General features: G+C 54.2%; 13 protein-coding genes. All 13 read right to left on the bottom strand.

The features are described from left to right. The 13 genes from J2I48_RS19325 to J2I48_RS19265 all read right to left on the bottom strand — a co-directional run bounded on the left by J2I48_RS19325 (position 1) and on the right by J2I48_RS19265 (position 17,753). On the bottom strand, positions 1-2,562 hold the full coding sequence (locus J2I48_RS19325; protein ID WP_207337131.1) for an ExeM/NucH family extracellular endonuclease: 2,562 nt from the start codon (positions 2,560-2,562) through the stop codon (positions 1-3). A 1,023-nt stretch (positions 2,563-3,585) separates the two neighbouring features. Next, the gene (locus J2I48_RS19320; RefSeq protein WP_207337130.1) at positions 3,586-4,869 is read right to left on the bottom strand and encodes a hypothetical protein; all 1,284 of its coding nucleotides are present in this window, start codon (positions 4,867-4,869) and stop codon (positions 3,586-3,588) included. An 86-nt stretch (positions 4,870-4,955) separates the two neighbouring features. Next, the gene (locus J2I48_RS19315) at positions 4,956-5,666 is read right to left on the bottom strand and encodes a hypothetical protein (protein WP_207337172.1); all 711 of its coding nucleotides are present in this window, start codon (positions 5,664-5,666) and stop codon (positions 4,956-4,958) included. 3 nt (positions 5,667-5,669) lie between these two features. After that, complete coding sequence (gene eat, locus J2I48_RS19310; RefSeq protein WP_207337129.1) at positions 5,670-6,983, bottom strand: ethanolamine permease; 1,314 nt, start codon at positions 6,981-6,983, stop codon at positions 5,670-5,672. A 112-nt stretch (positions 6,984-7,095) separates the two neighbouring features. Then, entirely contained in the window at positions 7,096-7,863 is a 768-nt protein-coding gene (locus J2I48_RS19305) for a hypothetical protein (RefSeq protein WP_207337128.1), read from the bottom strand. 109 nt (positions 7,864-7,972) lie between these two features. Beyond that, complete coding sequence (locus tag J2I48_RS19300) at positions 7,973-8,191, bottom strand: YgaP family membrane protein (protein ID WP_207337127.1); 219 nt, start codon at positions 8,189-8,191, stop codon at positions 7,973-7,975. A 216-nt stretch (positions 8,192-8,407) separates the two neighbouring features. Continuing rightward, positions 8,408-9,298: an N-acetylmuramoyl-L-alanine amidase-like domain-containing protein gene (locus tag J2I48_RS19295; protein ID WP_207337126.1), complete on the bottom strand. Its 891-nt coding sequence runs from the start codon at positions 9,296-9,298 to the stop codon at positions 8,408-8,410. A gap of 50 nt (positions 9,299-9,348) precedes the next feature. After that, the gene (locus tag J2I48_RS19290; protein ID WP_207337125.1) at positions 9,349-11,085 is read right to left on the bottom strand and encodes an alpha-amylase family protein; all 1,737 of its coding nucleotides are present in this window, start codon (positions 11,083-11,085) and stop codon (positions 9,349-9,351) included. A gap of 141 nt (positions 11,086-11,226) precedes the next feature. Further along, complete coding sequence (locus tag J2I48_RS19285) at positions 11,227-11,976, bottom strand: GLPGLI family protein (RefSeq protein WP_207337124.1); 750 nt, start codon at positions 11,974-11,976, stop codon at positions 11,227-11,229. 39 nt (positions 11,977-12,015) lie between these two features. Continuing rightward, positions 12,016-14,868: an outer membrane beta-barrel protein gene (locus J2I48_RS19280; protein ID WP_207337123.1), complete on the bottom strand. Its 2,853-nt coding sequence runs from the start codon at positions 14,866-14,868 to the stop codon at positions 12,016-12,018. Positions 14,869-15,142: 274 nt separating this feature from the next. Then, entirely contained in the window at positions 15,143-16,090 is a 948-nt protein-coding gene (gene trhO / locus J2I48_RS19275) for an oxygen-dependent tRNA uridine(34) hydroxylase TrhO (protein WP_207337122.1), read from the bottom strand. A gap of 152 nt (positions 16,091-16,242) precedes the next feature. Further along, entirely contained in the window at positions 16,243-16,716 is a 474-nt protein-coding gene (locus J2I48_RS19270; protein WP_207337121.1) for a hypothetical protein, read from the bottom strand. Positions 16,717-16,787: 71 nt separating this feature from the next. Continuing rightward, complete coding sequence (locus tag J2I48_RS19265; protein ID WP_207337120.1) at positions 16,788-17,753, bottom strand: glycoside hydrolase family 16 protein; 966 nt, start codon at positions 17,751-17,753, stop codon at positions 16,788-16,790. Between the last annotated feature and the right edge of the window lie 55 nt (positions 17,754-17,808).

The following is a 17,808-nucleotide window of genomic DNA, read 5'->3' as shown; positions in this document are numbered from 1 at the left end:
CTAATCAGCCAGAATCTTTACCACTTGGCGTGTAATTCCCACCTGACCTTCTAGCAGGTAGATGCCCGCGCCAACAGCCTGGCTCAGTTGTAGTTCAACTAGCCGGTCATTCTGGCTCACGATGCTGGTGCGGATGGTCTGACCGGTGAGGGTACGCAGTTGGTAGGTTGCCCCGGCCATGTTGCGCACCGCCAGCCTGATTTTTCCGTCAGAAATGGGGTTGCCCATGAGGGTCATCACTGGCGTTTCATCGTCGAAGGTGGCGGCCACTACTTTACTCAGCTCACTGCTGCCATCGCGGTCAATGGTGCGGAGGCGGTAGTAGTTAGTACCGGGTCGGGGGGCTGGGTCAATGAGGTTATAGGCCCGGCGCGTAGCCGAATTGCCCGCTGATGCTACCTGGCCAATGGCACCAAACTCGCTCAGGTTGGTGCTTCGTTCCACCACAAAATGGGCGGCGTTCTTCTCCATTGTGGTTTCCCAGTTCAGCACCACCTGATCGCCCACCACCGACGCCCGGAAATTGACAAGCTGCACAGGCAGGGCAGCCGTCAGGTTCAGCCCCACCACCAGCGGGTCGTGGTCGGCAGAGCGGTATTGGTCGGCGTTGTACAGGCTGGTCTGCTGCGCTGTTGTCTTGTTTTCAGTGTTGTAGTCCAAGGCCGTAGGCTCATCTGAATTGATATACCACTTGGTAGCACCCGTTACCTGACCTTGTAATGCACTGTTTGCTAAGGCATGATCCAGTGACCCCCACTCCCCTTTGAATGCAAACGAATAGCTGCTCTTGGGAATGAGCGCCGTGTAGCCGCCGTTTTCGAGTGTAGTGAGGGGCGTTTCGCTCGCATAGGCGTTCAGGTCACCCACAATCAGGTAATCGGGGTCCTGTGTGCCAGTTGGTTTGGTATTGATCCACTGGAGCAGGTCCTGCGCCTGACGGGTGCGGGTACCGCTCGAAAAGCCCTGTCCATCGCCCGCGTCGGCATCCCCTGCTTGGCCAGCTGATGACCCCTTCGATTTCCAGTGGTTGGCTACGAGCGTAAAAATGCCGTCGCCACCACCGCTAATTTGCTGGAAGGTCTGCGCAATAGCCGAGCGGCCCACCACGCCAAAAGCCCCCTGCCCGAAACTGCCCGGAATGGGTACGGCTTGCCCTACCAGCGACACCATGGCTGGTTTATAGAGGATGGCTACGGTAATGAAATCCGTACTGGCCAGCGTGTTAGGCGTGACAAACGCATAGGTACCGGCACCCGCTACGGCGTTCATGCCGCTCACCAGATCGTTCAGTGCCGTAACGCCGTTGTCATTTTGGGTTTTGTTCTGAATTTCGCTCAGGCCGATAACGTCAGCCCCCGTACCAATCAGGTTGGCAATAACTTTGGCCCGCTGCCGCGAAAACTCGGTGGCATTGTCGGCCCCCCGGTCGTTGGTTGCGCCGAAGGTGGTGAAGTAGTTGAGGACGTTGGCAAAACCAACCTTCAACGTTCCGCCAACATTGGGTATGGTGGCCGGACGAGGGTTGGCAGCGTTGAAATTGACACCGGTGTTGGTCTGTAGTCGGTAGCCATCGAACCGCTCATCGAGCACCGCCGTGATACTAGCCACGTCGTCGCCACCGCGCACGGTGTTGCTGGCTGTGAGGGGGTTTCCGCCCCGTGAATGAATAATGGTGGCCGGGTACGACGTGCTGCTGGCATCGTCAAGGATGATCTGGCGGCGATCAACGGCTGCCTCGTAGGCTGCATAGCCGCTCACGCTGGGTGTATTAAATTGCGTGTACTGGTCAATGCGACCATCGGTACCGGCCTGATTGGTGCCGTCGGTTGCCGAGAGGGTAATCTGTCCATACTGCCGCAGGCTAAACGTTTCAGTCACCGTGAGGTTGCCAGTGGCAGCACTCAGTTGAATAAGCATACCCTCATACCGCTCCAGGGCCGATACACCACCAGACGAGGCCGCAAAAGGCAGGGTCACGTTGGTGGCGGCAGGCAGGGTGCTGGCTCCCAAATTGACCACGCTGGTTAGGTTGGCCAACTGCGTAAGGCTACTGTTTACCCCGCCCGACGCGCTGGCAAACTCGGCGGGTGTGCCGGCTACCTGTACCTTGTCGCCCACATTGCCCGTAAACAGCCCGGCAGGGTCATAGCAGAAAATGCCTTCTGAAGTAGCCGGGTTACCATCCTGATCGGCGTCTTCTTCCTGTACGTAAAAACCATTCTGTCCGGTGGCTCCTGCAAACTTCCGCGTCACGATACCTTCAATGTTCTGTGCTCCCGTAACGGCCACCGCATTACCCGATCCCTGGATGGTGCTGATCCTGGTAAACGTACCTACCGCCGCATTCACCGTACCACTCGCCGCTACGTTGACCGACGTGGCCCCTGTGCTGGCATTGACAATATTGCCCGAAAAAGTCCCCTGTGTAGCCCCCGTTAAACGGGCATATATTGTGGCCGACGTAGTGGTTTGTGGCAGTGTAAAGCTGCTGGAAAACGTCGTGTTGTCAGGGCTAATCTCAATGTTGCTGTTTGGTGCCGTTATTGTAATGGCATTTGTCAAGTTACTGGCAGTCAGTACATAGGAGGCTGAAGAAGAGGTGTTTCCTTGCGTCGTCGCAGGAATCGTTAGCGTCGTTGGGTTAGCCGATAAGGTTGGGCCGGTAGGGGGTGTGGACGTAGTGAAGGTGACTGATAAGTCGTCTATAGCGAGTCCGTGATCAGTTCCTGAGTGGTCAGGATCATACCAACGTAACATTAATTCGTCACCAGAATTAATAGTAACAGTTATGGTGGCAGTCTTTGTAGCCCGATTAGCCGCTGCGTTACCATCAAGCGAACCAGCCGCTGCATTGTTAATGAGTGACGTAAAATCGAGCGATGTGTTAGCTACGTAGCCCGCCGGTGCTGCCGTGCCTGGCGCAGATGTCGTAATAGCAGCCGATGATACTAGGTACGAAAAAGTTACGGTCTGTGCATTCGATGTGGTACCGCCGCTTCGCCATTGTTCACCAGTGTAAGAGACTTGAAATGAGGTAATCGTACTGGTTGTGTTATTTTTAAAACGTACGCCATATGCAAAATTGCCAGCGGCAGCATTACCAGAACCAACTGAGCCAAGTGCACGCTCGGTGGTAGTACCCGTTCCGTAGCTATACAGGTTGCCTCCAGTGTTTGAACCAGCATCAGCTACAATGGTAGTCCCGGTACCAGTCCTTTCACCGTAGACACCAGTTACTATACTGTTTTGTACAAAGGCAGGTGTACCAGTGGTAGGCAGCGTGTTAAAATCTTGTGTGTAAGCTGTGCCGCCACTTGTGACAGAAATTTGACCAAAAACAGATGGCGTAAGCACAAAAAAAGCTCCTACAAACAGGAGCCAGAAAAACCGTAGTGGTTGATGCATACGAATTGGGGGAAAGCGTTGATGACAACATATTTCACCCAATATAACGGTGGTGCATTACCAGAATATTACCCATTTTTTATCTATAGAATTAGTTATACAATACCTTACATTAGTACATAAATTGGCTACTAGTAGAGAGAAGTATTATTTTATGACCATATATTTGTAATTTACAATTTACTGATCATTTGGCCCATCGAGCCGCTGCCGGATCAACTGCCGGATGGCTTGGTGCGGGCGGGGCATCAGCGGGTTAGCTTCATTACGACTAGGCGTTGAGTCGCGGTCGGCTTCGCCTTTGGCATACCCATCGGTATACTGCGCAATGCGCCGGTCGGTGATGGCGAGGCGGAGTTCATTGCCCAGGGTTTCTATGAACAAAACCAGTTCCTGACGATGTTGCCGAAGTTCAGTTAAATTGGGCAGTTGACCTAGTTGCTCAGTTAGCGCCTGGTGGTGCGTATTTCGCTCATTATGAGCTTCTTCCAATGGTGTCAACACGCGTAGTAACGCCCGTTCCCGCCGTCGCAACACGCCCCGCCGCCGGTCTATCTGCAGCCAGCGCGTCCAGAAAACGGCCAAAACGGGCAGGCCGATGCCCAGGCAAACGGCACCTGCCAGTGCAAACAGTAGCCCGCTCAGTACAAACGACAGCATGGCCCAGGGGCTACCTACCAACGCCACGTTTAGCTCACCCGACTGCGCCAGTTGCTGTTCAATCTTAGCCAGCACCGCCGGGTCGACTACCGTGGCGGCGGGGTCGTCGGTAGGCAGGGTATTTTGTTGCAACTGCCGGATGCTGCGGTTGATGGCCGCCTTGAGCTGATCGGTGCGGTAGGCTTCGTAACGAAACCAGCCAAGTACCATGAGCGTGATGAGCGCAAAAACGGCCAATAAGATTTTGAAACGACTATATCGCCCTCCATACCGCACCGGGTCGGTTTGGTAGGGGCGCTCAATCAGGCGGTCGTAGGTGGGTTTCAGCAGCACCGTCACCATCGCCAGCCCCGCCGCAAACGCCCAGGCCTCCAGGTTGTCGCGGATATTGAGTGCGTAGGCCACAATCTCGTGCGAGATTACCAGGTCGCCGAGCAAAAACGACAGTCCCGCTACGAAGAAAAACAACCCGCTCAGCAGCGAATATTCCGCCGTAAGGGCCAGCCTCCGCGCCACTAACTGCGCCTGTTCTGTCTGATTGTCAAACTGTTGCTTCCGCAGTTGGTCTACCCGCACCTGCCCCGCCGAGCGGGCGGCAGCAACCGACATGAGTTGCTCCTGAAGAACGACCTGTTGGGCCAGGGTCTGCTCAAGCTGACTGTCTAGCAGGACGATGTCGGCTTCGCGCCTAGTAATTTGTTTCGTCAAAAACACCTCATGTTCCTGACTCGACACCATACTTTCAAATGAATCGCGGGGCGAACCCTCGCGGCCACTGTCGTAGCCATGCAAATAGTCGGACATGGGGGGTAGGGAGGAGGAGGGGAGGAAAGGAGGAGGGAGGAAGGGAGAAACATTGGACTTTGGACATTAGACTTTAAACCTTAACGTCAAATTCCCTCTGAATAGCGGTAGTCGTTGGGGTTGAGGCTGTAGCGGAGACTGCGGGCCAGGTCGAACTCGCTCTCGAAGAGGCGTATCAGCCGGTCGCGGTGGGCATGCTGTGCATCGCGAATGGCTTCATACTGGTACAAGTCGGCAATTAATTGTTGCTTAGTTTGTTGATAATCAACTAGTTTACTCTCCGTTTTTGCCAGTCGCTGCTCTTGGATCAGCCGGTCGGCCTGTTGCTGATTGAGTCTGGCCCGCCCGTCGGCCGCATACCGAATCAAGGCCGCACCGATGCCCCCCAGGCCTACTAATCCGCCCAGCAGCACACTCGCAAATGGCGTTGGTAGTAACTGATTGGTACTAAAAATCACCGCTGCACACCCCACCAGCGACAGGCCAAACCTGATTAGCAATCGCTGTCCGGCAAGAGAAAACAGGCGTTTTTGGCCCGTTAGCTGTAGTGTTTGCAGCGCATTCAGGTCCGTCTGAGCGGCGTCAATGACGGCGTTCAAATCACTCACGTGCTCCTGCGCCTGCTCAATTTGCTTTTCCACCAGCACCGTACGTTCCAAAAAGGCCAGCCTGATCTGGGCCAGGCGTTCATCAGGTCGCGCTTCGGATAGACCAAACAACACAGCTTCATCAGCCAAACTAGCCTCATCGGCAAGCCAGTCGGGCAGGGGGGCGGTGGCGGGTGTTTTGGTGGTCATTGCCTAATCAAGCATGTTGAGCTTAACTGGAACGGCACGGCGGCCAACCAGTCGAAAGACCAGTAATGACAGGCCGCCAAGACCCAGAAACAGCGCACTTAGCCGGGGGTTAAAGTAGACGATGGCAAGTAAGCAAATTAAGGACAGAAACAGGGCCAGCAGGGGCAAAAAGGGATAAAATGGCGTTTTAAAGGGCCGTTCAAGGGTTGGTTCTCGCCGCCGTAAGGCCAGCAGACTAACTAAACTGATGCCGTACATGACAATGGCCCCCAGTGCCGACAGCACGATGATCTGGTCGGTGCTGCCCGAAAAAAGGGCCACTAGGCCAATGCCACCCCCCACAACCAAGGCCCAGTGGGGCGTGCGGAATCGTTCGTTTACCTGGGCCAGAAAAGCGGGAAGATAGCCGTTGCGGGCCAGTACGTAGATCTGCCGTGAATAGCCCAGCGTGTTGCAGTGGAACGATGCCACCAGCCCAAACAAGCCAATGCTGGCAAACAGCCTAGTCCAGACGCTGTTGTGCCCCAATACCATAGCTAGGGTTTCGGGGAGGGGGTAGTCGATGGTGGCGAGGCGGCGCCAGTCGCCGGCCCCGGCGCAAAGGAGCATGGTGCCCACGGCCAGCAGTACCAGCGTGCCGATGCTGAGCAGGTAGGCGCGGGGTATGGTGCGGCGGGGATCTTTTACTTCTTCGGCCACCATGGCCACGCCCTCGATAGCCAGGTAGAGCCAGATGGCAAACGGTAGGGCGGCAAACACACTCGTCCACTTAAACTGCTCGGTATGTGCCACCACATTGTCGAACTTAAAAGCCGGGGCTACCAGCCCCATAAACACCAGCAGTTCAACCACGGCCAGGATGGTTACGATAAGCGAAAAATTGGCCGAATCGCGTACACCCAGCATGTTAATGCCCACAAAGACCGAGTACGAAATAACCCCCACCCAAAGTGGCGACAGGGCTGGATTAAGAAAATGGGCGTAGGCTCCCAACGCCGCCGCAATGGCTGGTGGTGCCAGTAAAAAATCGACCAGGGTAGCGTAGCCTGCCAGGAAGCCCCCCGTTGGGCCAAAAGCGCGGTAGGCATAAGCAAACGGCCCGCCCGCGTCAGGAATGGCCGTAGTGAGTTCGGTATAGCTGAATACAAACGCGACGTAAAATACCGTGACAATGGCAGTAGCTACGCCAAATCCCAGGGTACCCGCTACCTGCCAGCCGTAGTTCCAGCCAAAATACTCGCCAGAGATAACCAGCCCCACCGCAATGCCCCAAAGCTGAACGGTGGTCAATACACGGCGTAAGGGAGGGTTCGTCAACGGATTGGCTGTTTGATTGTTTGGTTGTTTGGGGTTTAGCTGTTTGGTTGTTTGTGGGTTTGGTTGTGGCTTCGCCAGTCAAAACACCAACAAACAATCAAACCCCCTTTTTCTATCGCCAGAGGAAAATCTTCTTCAATGCTTCCCAGAGCTTTTTTTTCAGGGCTACGTCGGTCTCGATAGCGGGCAGTGGGTCGGCCATCAGGAAGGTGATGCCATCGAATCGGACGGGCTGATACCGGTCCATCAGAATGTCGAGGTTGATGCGGCTGAAGGGTACGCCAAACGTGAAAAAATGGTGAATGTATTTGCCCGACAGCAGTTCCTGAAAATTGACGTTGCTGGTACCATGCACATTCAGCAGATCGACCCCCTCAATATCGAGATGGACCGCTTTGAGAATTTTTTCGAGAAACAGTAAGTCGCTGGGCAGCAACTCATCATCGACCAGAATAAGCACTTTCTGGCCGATCTGTGGTGAAGCCGGTTTGCGCGAAACGGGCGGTTTGGTATCGGTCGGTGAACTGACCGGCGGTGCTACTACTGGTTGTGGTGCAGGAACTGATGCAGGCTCGGTAGGGGGCGGGGCAACCATAACAACGGGCTGCTCGGCCGGTATGGGCGGAGTAGTTATGGGTTCTGTGGGTACTGGGGCCTGTACGGTCACCGGAGCAGCGGGAAGTACAGGGTCGTTGATGGTGATAATAATAGGTTCACTATCAATAACTTCTGTATCAATGACTGTTGTTTCATCAAATGCCGGGGGGCTAAGTAACTCGTGGGGGGTGTCGTAGCGGGCCGGAAACGTCAGGGCTTCATCGGCGCGGCGGAAGAGTTGTTCGGTCTGATAAAACGTCTGGTAAAAAGCCTTGGCAGACATACGGTGGTAGGCGGGGTGTAAAGCCAAAGATAGGGCCTTCTACGCGAAAGCGCCCCGCTTATGGTCGATAAACGGGGCGCTTTTGGGGGCTTTTTAAGGGCCAAAGGTACTAGGGTTCGGTGCGTTGGCGGGTGTTCAGTCCCAGCATGGCGTAGACGGGACAGTTGCCTGTTAGTCCCGAATAGGCGGCGTAGGCAGCCAGCATAAGCGCCAGCCCAACTACCGAGCCTTGAATAAACGAGGCCAGGCAAAGCGCCAGTAGATCAATGGCCAGTAATCCGCGAATAAGACGGTCGATAAAGCCGACGTTGAGCATCCTTGGAGTCATCTTGTAGGAAAGTTAGGCTACCAATATAAAAGGACAATCATCTATTTCGGTACGATTCCCTAGTAAAAATGGCGAGATAGTTCAGTAAGGCAACATTACTCTAAGAGGTTGTTAACCCTGTAGTAACCGCTCAATAGAAATAGTTATCCAGAAATTTTCAGTTTTACTTATAATCTGTTTGCCATCGTCGGCAATGGCAGGTGCTTTGATGCACCTCTACTGCTTCACCAGCAAACTCATCAGCCGGGATTTCTTGGGCTGGCACGCCACCTTGCTCACCACCGACCGGATGCGCGCCACCCGAACGCCCGACAGCCGTTTGTTGCTCAGCAGGTAATCGGCCAGTGGGGTGGGGGTGATCACTACTTTGTGGTGATCAGACGAGGCGTGGAGTAAATACACCCGGCCGTTGCGCCAGGTAGCATAGCCCACGTGGCGGGTATCGAGGCCGGGGCGGGCGGCGGTCAGCAGCACAATATCACCTTCGTGCAATTTGGGTTCGATGGCCCGGAACTGATCTTTCCGGATAAACCAGAACGGTTGCTGACTGATGTCGGTCTGCACCTGCGTGATCTGCTTGAACACCGCCGGGTCGTTCAGGTGGGGGTATTTATGCACGGCGGCGGTCATATAATTCACAGCCTTCTGCACCTGCACGCCTCCAATCTCGCGGGTGACATCCTGCAACAGCCCTTTGCGTTCATTGTCGCGGAGCCAGTCAGATAGGTAGTGCAACCGGCTGGCATAGCCGTCTATCTGACCATTGCGGTAGCGAATTTTGGTCAGGTATTTCCGGAAAATGGGTTCGGCCTGAACGGGGCTGTAGCTGGCTACCAGTTCCTGGTCGGTGAGGGCCAGGGCCAGGGTGGTTTCAATAAACGTGGTGCAGTCGAACTGCTGAAGGTTCACCACTAGTTGCTCGGTGGGGTTGCCTTCCAGCGTGTAATGTACGTAGGGACGGCCCAGCAACGATTCGCCGGTGCGCACGGCGGTTTCGGCCACGGTTTTGCCCGGCACAATGGTCACATACTTTAACTCGTCGGTAGTTTGCGCCACCACAGCGTAGTGGGCAACGACTAAAATGAGGCTAAGGAAACGTGCATGCATACGTATCAGACGGTGGTAGTGGGCAAAAGACACCTTCAAAAACCAATAACCTAACTAACGTCGAGCTGATATACGCGTACACCGAACGGCGGGATGTCTACCCGGAAACCGGCGTTGCCACTGGCCGTAACGACCTCGGAGGTCATAAACAGATCGACGCCGCGCAGGGAAATCCCTACGGTTTGGCCCATCAACAGCAACGCGTGTTCAGGAATAACCACACTGGCCGACAAGGTATTATGAGGGTCGAAGTTACATACGATCAGCAGCTTCTGGTGTTCGGTATAGCGTAGATAACTGTAAGTCAGGTGCATGTTGTAGCCTGGCGTGTGCTGATTGGCCCATTGCAAATCATAGAAGCTACCAGTCCGAATGGCCTCAGATTGCTTTACCAGTGTGCCCAGTTTTTCGTACACGGCCCGCAACTCGCGTTGCACGGGAGTGAGGCCCGCCCCGTCATACTGGTGGCTGTTGAGGTAGCCCTGCCAGTCGGTGAGGCCCCAGTAGTCGAAGATGGTGGTGCGCCCGTCGTGACCGCTGAACCCTTCAGCATCTTCGCCCCGCACGCCCAACTCCTGCCCGAAATAGAGCAGATACGGCCCCGTATGCATGGTGGCGGTGATGACCATGGCCGGTATGGCCCGCCGGGGATCGGTGGCAAAAAAGGACGACGCAATGCGCTGCTCGTCGTGGGTTTCCAGGAAACGGAGCATGTGTTCGGCAAAATCGCCCGACTCGTTTTGCCAGACATGGGTGAGGTCATAACACGACCCGTGGCCTTCGGTCAGGCGGCGCAGGGCGTCGTAGAGACCCACTTTGTCGTAGAGGTAATCAAACCCACCCTCGAAAATGTACGTCCGGTAGAGGCCGGGGTCATAGATTTCGGCAATGAAAATAACGTCGGGATAGGTGGCCCGCACAATAGCCGTGACCCATTGCCAAAATGCCACCGGCACCAGGTGGGCCATGTCGCACCGGAACCCATCGACGCCTTTTCCGGCCCAAAACAAAAGGATATCGCGCATCTTGTACCAGGTATCGGGTCGGTCAGCCGAATCCAGCGAACCCACGTGCAGCGTACCGTCGAAAACGTTATAGCCGTAGTTGAGCTTGATGGTCTCGTACCAGTCGTCGATGTGGGGCGCTTCGGTAATGGAGCCGGAACCTGTGACTCGGGTGGGCATTTCCTGAATGGGCGGGGCCGAGTTCGTAAGTGGCGTGTGGGCGTCAACGCTGCCGGGCACAAACGGGGCTACAAACCGGGTGCCGGGTAAGTAATAAAAGTTGTTTTTCGGGGAAAACGCCTGCCGCACGTCGTCACCTTCGCCCAGGTCTTCTACCGCTGCCGGTTTGGTGTCGGACTGGTACTGCCGGGCTACGTGGTTAGGCACAAAGTCGATGATCACCTTCAGGCCGTGGGCGTGGGTTCGGGCCACTAGTGCATCAAACTCGGCCATCCGGTTGGGCACTGAAACGGCCAAATCGGGGTCAACGTCGTAATAATCTTTCACCGCGTAGGGCGACCCGGCGCGGCCTTTCACCACGGCGGGGTCGTCGGGCCGGATGCCCTGCGCCGCGTAGTCGGTCATGGTGGCGTGTTCGGGCAGGCCCGTATACCAGACGTGGGTACTACCCAGGGTTTTGATGCTCTCCAGGGCCGCGTCGTTCACGTCGGCCAGCTTCCCCGACCCGTTGTCGGCCAGCGTTCCCCAGATGCGGTTGGTGGTATTGGTGTTGCCAAAAAGACGCGGCAGGAGTTGGTAAATAATCAGTTTGTGCGAAGCCATGAGGTCGCAAAGATAAGTTCAAAGTCTAAGGTCTAAAGCGGTCCGCTGCTGCGGTTGCTTCGCACACCAGATGGGTAGTGCGCGAAGCAACCGCAGCGGCGGACTGCTTTAGACCTTAGACCTTGGACTTTGAACTATTCCTCAATACCGGATCGTCCAATACGGGTTTTGCTGCTCCTTCATTTGTTCGGCGATGTGGTTTTTGATGAGCGCTGCATAGCCCTTCTCATCCACTTTTTTGGCCTTTTTCGTCTTGGGCACCTTCAGGTCGGCGGCTACGGGTTTGAAGGAAACGTTGGTGGCTTCCAGGATGATGATGCCCTCGTCGACGTCGAGTTCCAGGATCAGGCCGGGCAGGCCGGCGTATTTTTCTGGTCCCGCCGGCACCGGAATGTCCTGCGCAAACCACGCCTTGATGTTATGCTGTTTAACGGGGTCGAAGGTGGTGGCTACCAGGCACATATGGCCCAGGATTTCACGAACCTGGTTGCCGATCTTCCATTTTGGCAGGCGCAATGTATCTTCTACCACATAGGTTTTGCCCAGCATTTCTTCTACGTCAACCACCTGTTCTTTGTCATATTCCCGGTAAAAGAACAGGTCTTTGTTACGCCAGGTGTATTTACCGTCGGGGCTTTCGCCCGATTCGCTGGCGAAGCTGTATAGGCTGGCCGTGGGCGTGAAGACGAGCTTCATTTTTTCGCTCCAGTCTTCGTCGTTCTTCCAGGTGTTGGCATAGCGGTCTTTTTGCTCCTGACTCAGGTACGTGAGCTTGGTGAGCAATTTGGCGTAGTCGGTCTTGCGCGAATACAACGCCACCCCCTCCGTGTTTTGGGCGTGTGCCAACAAGGTAGCGCAGCAGATAAAGAAAAGTAAGGTGTAACGAAGCATAAGAAGAGCTTAAATTATGTTGAAAACCAGAAATACTAATTAGTCGTCCCAGCCACCTTTGCGTATGCTGGCTTTCACGCCGCGCATGTTGTAGGTCATGCTGAACATGAAGTAACGGGCCAACGTGCGGGTGCTGCTGTTGAAAACAGCCGTCGGTCCGGCGTACTGCGACACGTTTACGTTGCGGTTCAACAGATCAAACGCCGACAACCGTACTTCCATTTTCTTGGCCTTGCCAACTAGCCGGTACACCGCCGCGTTCCAGATGGGCAGGTTCCGTTCGAACCCAAACCGTTGGTTACGATAGAGCAGGTAATTGAAGGTGGAACTGACAAAAATACCGCCCGGTAGTTTCACGTTGGCGTCGGCGCTGTAGTTGTTGCTGATCGTTTGGGCATCTTCGGCCGTGCTGATGGAGTACTTCGCGTTGCCAATACCAATTTCGGCGTTGCCGTAGAACGTAAACCAGTCGGCTGGCGTCAGGCTCAGCCGGGTGTTGATGTTGTAGTTGGTGGTATTGGTCTGGTTCAACTCGCCGTTGATGGGCGTCAGGGTACGGCCCGCGTTGATGTTGCCGCCAAGGTCGAGCGTGGCTTTTGTCTTTTTCAGCGGAAAGCTCACGTTGCTGTAGAAGCTGAAGTTGTTACCACCCGACACGTTGACGGGCACCGACGTGCGCACCAGTGTGCGGGGGTCAATGGTTTGTGCATACACAATCTGGTTAGTGATGGACCCATAGCTGACGCCCCCGTAGTAATTGGTAAACGAGCCGGGGTTAAAATACTGGAAGCCCAAGTTAACGCCGTGCGTGAGTGCGGGCAGCAGATCGGGGTTGCCCCGGCTGATAAATAAGGGGTTGCTGTTGTCGACCAACGGCTGCAAGTCACGCGAGCTGGGTATTTGCACCCGTAGGTTATAGCCGCCATACATGAACTTGTTGTTTTTCATGTCGAAGTTCAGCGAGACGTTCGGAATAAACGTGGTAAACACTCGGTCGATGGTTTGGCGCACGGGCAGGGTCTGGTCGAAGGCATATTGCCCGTTGAGCGTAAACCGCTGCACAGCCCCACCCACGCCGATGTTCAAACCCTTGTTGGTGTACCGAAAGCCCGTGCCCAGCCGGTTGTAGGTGTAGTTGTTGGTGTAGTACCGGCTCAGCGTGTCAACCCGCAGCAGTTGGTCAGTGCGGGTGTCGAGCACGTCGCGGTCAACGGCGTCATTGCGCAGGTTGAAGTTGTAGAACGATTCCCAGAAGACTTTTTTCGACAGCGGCTCTACGTATTGCAAGCTGGCCTTGTACTGCGCCACGTTACTGTTGGTGGCCTGCCGCTGCCGAATAAGGCGGAATTGATCGTTCAGGTCGAGGGCTTCGTAGAACCGGTTCTCGGCGTTGATGTTCAGCGTAGCGTCGTTGGCGTTCAACTGGTAGCCAATGCTGGCGGCAAAGCTGCGTCCCTTCTTCTTGAAATTCATTCGGTAGATGATGGAGTTGTTGGTGCCAAACGACTGGCTCGTGCTGTTGTTGTTAGTCGTATTGGACGTAGTAGGCGTGCTGGTTGCGCTAAGAATCCGCCTGATGTCGCGGTTGCTGAACAATAGGGCGTTGGCGGTGGCAAAACGGCTGTTGTTGACAAACACGATCTTATTGAGCGAATCGAGCTCTTTTTCAATCCGAAAACTGATTCGATGGGTGCTGTTGCGGTTGATTTGATTCGACGCCGAGCGGGTGTTGAGCGTGCCTGTGGGGAAAAAATTGTTTTCTTCACTCTGCGTCTCCGACCGCAACTTGGTCTGGCTGAAATAATAGCTGCTGCTGATCTTCGTTTTCTTGGTGTCGAAGTTGTAATTGACCCCCGCCGCCTGGTTGTCCGACAGGCCGTTGCCTCGGTCGCCGCCGCTGATCGGAATGGTCAGGCTTTCTTCGTCGCCCCCACCGAAATACATAAACCCCCCGCCAAAACCAAAGTCGGCATTATCGTTCCAATTGAAGGAATTACTACCCCTAAAATCTTGATAATCAGCCCAGGACAGACCGGTCTGGTTAGTGTTGTTGGCCAGGCCAATGACCGAAAACTGCTGCGTTTTATTGAATTTATTGTAGTTGCCGCGCACCTCGGCCCGCGCAGACAGGTTGCTGGCCGGGCCTGCGCCCCCCGTAATTTTACCAAAGCCGCCTTTCTTGAACTCTTCTTTCAGCTCCAGATTCATGGTCTTTTCTTTGGTGCCGTCGTCAACGCCCGTCAGCTTGGCTTTTTCGGTCTTATCGCTAAATACCTGCACCTTGGAAATGGCTTCGGCCTGAAGATTTTTGGTGGCCGTTTTGGGGTCGTCACTGAAAAACTGCTTGCCGTCAACCAACACTTTTTTAACCTCCTGCCCCTGCGCCCGGATGTTGCCCTCCCGGTCGACAATAACGCCCGGCAGCTTGCGCAACAAATCCTCAACGCTCGACCCCGGCGGCACCTTAAACGCCCGGGTATCATATTCCACCGTGTCGCCCCGGATCGTGAGCGGCGCGCGGGCCGTGCGGACCACCACCTCATACAGTTCTTTGGCAATGGGCTTTAGCTTAATAGTGCCCAGATCAACGGTGGCCTCCTGCTCGAAACTGACGTTTTTGGTCAGCGGCATCATGCCTACATACGTAATTTTCAGGATGTAGCTGCCGCGTTTAATGCCTTTTAACACAAAGGCCCCCGTCTCGGCAGAGCGACCGTAATTGGTTAAGGTTGAATCAGTTACGGTTTGAAGCATGACCGTGGCTCCGTTGAGTTTAGCACCCAGCGTGTCGGTAACGGTGGCCTGTAAGGCAAATCGGGAGGGGGCCGTTTGGGCCAAGGCTGACCCTGACAGAAAGCACCAAAAGAACAGCTGGAGTAAGCGATGTTTCATACAAAAAGGGAATGGAAGTTGAGTTGATTGCCTAAATGTACTGACGTAACTATTTCCAGAATGTTGCTTAACAAAAATTAACTAACTCAATAGTTATTAAACGGTCAGCATACTCTCACGATGCAAAAATCCCCCACATTCCATACGGCCTGTGGGGGATTTTTTGATTTACGATTTTTGATGTACGAATTACGATTTGTTGCTGACGCGTCAGCCTGCTCTACAGCATAAGGGATGCGTCAGCCACAAATCGTAATTCGTAATACGTAAATCCCTACGTAACGCTTCGCTGTCTGCTTCGGTAGCCTTGCTCCGGGGTGTAGCCAATGGATTTTTTGCTGTAGTAGCCGGTACCGTCGTAGGGGCGGAGGAGGGGGTCGGCTTTGCAGGCGTCGGTGCAGGTGCCCGCGTGGGTGTCGCCGCAGGCTTCGCAGAGGGGTACGTGGTTGTTGCAGGCGGGCGAGGCGCAGTTGACCATGCGGGTGCTGGGCGTGCCGCAGCGGTGGCAGGTAGCGATTACCGTGGGGTTCACCTGATTCACATCAACGGCCAGACGGTTGTCGAACACATAGCACTGTCCGTCGAAGCCTTCACCCTCGGCCTCCATGCCGTATTTGATGATGCCGCCGTGCAGTTGATAGACGTTCTCGAACCCCTGCGCGAGCAGGTAGGCCGAGGCTTTTTCGCACTTGATACCGCCCGTACAATAGGTGATAATCTTCTTGTCTTTCAGGTGCGCGATCTCAGCCACGTGGTCGGGTAGTTCGCGCAGATTTTCCATGTCGAAGGTGACGGCCCCGTTGAACTTGCCCATGCTGTGTTCGTAGTTCGACCGCATATCGACAAGGACCACGTCGGAGTCGTTTTTCATAGCGCGAAACTCGGCGGGTTCCAGGTGAATACCGGTTTGCACCAGTGGGTCAACGGGGAGTTCGGAATGGACAATTTCGGGCTTCACCCGGACGTGTAGTTTCTGAAACGTATGGGCCGGGGCGGTGTCTATCTTGAATTCCAGCGCCGCAAACCGGGGGTCGGCTTTAACCGTGGCCATATAGGCTTCGCAGTCGGCAGCCAGGCCCGACACGGTGCCATTGAGGCCTTCGGGCGCCACAATAATGCGCCCCAGCAGGTTCAGCCGTAGACATAGCTGATGGTGCTCTTCCCGAAACGCTTCAGGATCGGCAATAGGTGTGTAGCAGTAATAAAGAAGAACGCAATACATATAAACCCAACCCCCAACAGGCGATTTTTAGTTTGATTTCAGGGGGCGAATTTACGAAAAACGGGGTGTTTTCGGGGGAGGTGGGGGCGGTTTAGCTTCGCTTTAGGGCTTAGAGCGCGAAGCCTGAAACGCGAAGCCACACCTATCAGTTATCATTTCACACGTACGTAGCGCTCAATATTAATCCGGTTGATGCCTGCTGTTGCCACCACTTCCACGCCCTGCTGCGTAAGCGTATCATTTTTGATACTCACTGTAAACGAAAACGTGTGATTTTCCCAGTCTCGCTCGGTGCAGTAGTCCAGCTTTTCGGTGTACAGACTGTCGGTCAGGGTATAGCGCCCCCCGCCCGAATCGTACGCAGCGGTGTTGCCTTTCCCACCCGAAAGATCATGCTTCAGAAACGCAAAATGCGTGTCGTTGATGATCTTAATAAACGATTGATCTTTGGTGTAATCTGTTACCGTCGTGTCGCCTTTCTCAATGGTCGTTCCCGACATAAGCTGCCAGGTGCCCACAATAGGCACTGGTATTTTCTTGCCTTTTTCTTCACGAACATTTTGCTGTCCACAGGCAATAAACACACCCGACAGGATTAACAGAAAAAGCGATTTCTTCACAGACATGCAGCTTTTAAAAACCCAAATAATAGAACAATATTACCTAAGAAATTAGCTTACAGATACAGCCCTTTTTATTACTGAAACACGCGGATGTAATCCACTTTCATCTGCTGTGGGAATACCGTTGCCGAGCTTGGTTTTCCGGGCCAGTCGCCACCCACGGCCAGGTTCACAAGCAGGAAATAGTCTTCCTGAAATTCGCTTAATCCGGCGGGGGTTGTGTCGATGATGTGAAACTGTTTATCGTCTACATACCACACAATTTTCTTGGCATCCCAGATGATGGAGAACACGTGAAATTCATCATTGAAGGTGCCTGAGGCCAGTTTTGTGTTGCCGCCATACTGTGCGTGACTGTTGTTGTTATCCCAGTGGGCGGTGCCGTAGACGGTGTTGTCTTTGTCAGTGCCGCCAATCAGTTCCATGATGTCTATTTCGCCACATTTGGGCCAGCTTACCTGCTTAATATTTTTGCCCAGCATCCAGAGCGCGGGCCAGATACCCTGCCCCTTCGGCAGCAACGCCCGAATGTCGATACGACCGTATTTAACATTGAATTTATCCTGCGTGGTCAGTCGCGAAGAGGTGTAGTTACTAGCACCGTTTGTTTCAACGCGGGCTTCAATAGTGAGGTAACCATCTTTAACAGTTGTATTCTCTTTTTTATAATACTGTAATTCGTTATTTCCCCACCCGTTATTATTGCCGATTTCGTAATTCCAGTATTTTTCATTTAAATTGGTACCATCAAATTCATCGGCCCAGACCAGCGTGAGGTTCTGATACGAAGTTGGCGTTTTATACCCTTTATCGACAAAGGGTGTAGGGGCCACCACGTCGTTGTCGTCGTCGGCATTATCGACATAGCCAACGTATTTTTCGCACGATTGGACGCTGACATTTTTATCGCCCTTGCCGTCGCCATCGGCATCTTTATACCACGTTTTTTTAACGCAGGGCGTGTCTTCTTTTTTGCAGGAAGCGACGAAGGTGGTTGCTATAAAGAGCAACGAAAGCAGGGTAGCCTGATACCGTTTCATGATGAGTTGTTGTGCGATGATGATTGCCTGACAACTGACGGCACTTACCTACAGG

The organism is Fibrella aquatilis (genome assembly GCF_017353255.1).
Classification (GTDB): Bacteria; Bacteroidota; Bacteroidia; order Cytophagales; family Spirosomataceae; genus Fibrella; species Fibrella aquatilis.
The sequence above is the reverse complement of the archived record's forward strand: the minus strand, read 5'-3'. Positions and strand labels throughout refer to the sequence as shown.

Bases quoted from the DNA above. Each gene is read 5' to 3' on its own strand.
- J2I48_RS19320 (WP_207337130.1), bottom strand. From the start codon at position 4,869: ATGTCCGACTATTTGCATGGCTACGACAGTGGCCGCGAGGGTTCGCCC.
- J2I48_RS19305 (WP_207337128.1), bottom strand. From the start codon at position 7,863: ATGTCTGCCAAGGCTTTTTACCAGACGTTTTATCAGACCGAACAACTC.
- J2I48_RS19315 (WP_207337172.1), bottom strand. From the start codon at position 5,666: ATGACCACCAAAACACCCGCCACCGCCCCCCTGCCCGACTGGCTTGCC.
- J2I48_RS19270 (WP_207337121.1), bottom strand. From the start codon at position 16,716: ATGTCTGTGAAGAAATCGCTTTTTCTGTTAATCCTGTCGGGTGTGTTT.
- J2I48_RS19265 (WP_207337120.1), bottom strand. From the start codon at position 17,753: ATGAAACGGTATCAGGCTACCCTGCTTTCGTTGCTCTTTATAGCAACC.
- J2I48_RS19300 (WP_207337127.1), bottom strand. From the start codon at position 8,191: ATGACTCCAAGGATGCTCAACGTCGGCTTTATCGACCGTCTTATTCGC.
- J2I48_RS19290 (WP_207337125.1), bottom strand. From the start codon at position 11,085: ATGGCTTCGCACAAACTGATTATTTACCAACTCCTGCCGCGTCTTTTT.
- trhO (WP_207337122.1), bottom strand. From the start codon at position 16,090: ATGTATTGCGTTCTTCTTTATTACTGCTACACACCTATTGCCGATCCT.
- J2I48_RS19280 (WP_207337123.1), bottom strand. From the start codon at position 14,868: ATGAAACATCGCTTACTCCAGCTGTTCTTTTGGTGCTTTCTGTCAGGG.
- J2I48_RS19285 (WP_207337124.1), bottom strand. From the start codon at position 11,976: ATGCTTCGTTACACCTTACTTTTCTTTATCTGCTGCGCTACCTTGTTG.
- J2I48_RS19295 (WP_207337126.1), bottom strand. From the start codon at position 9,298: ATGCATGCACGTTTCCTTAGCCTCATTTTAGTCGTTGCCCACTACGCT.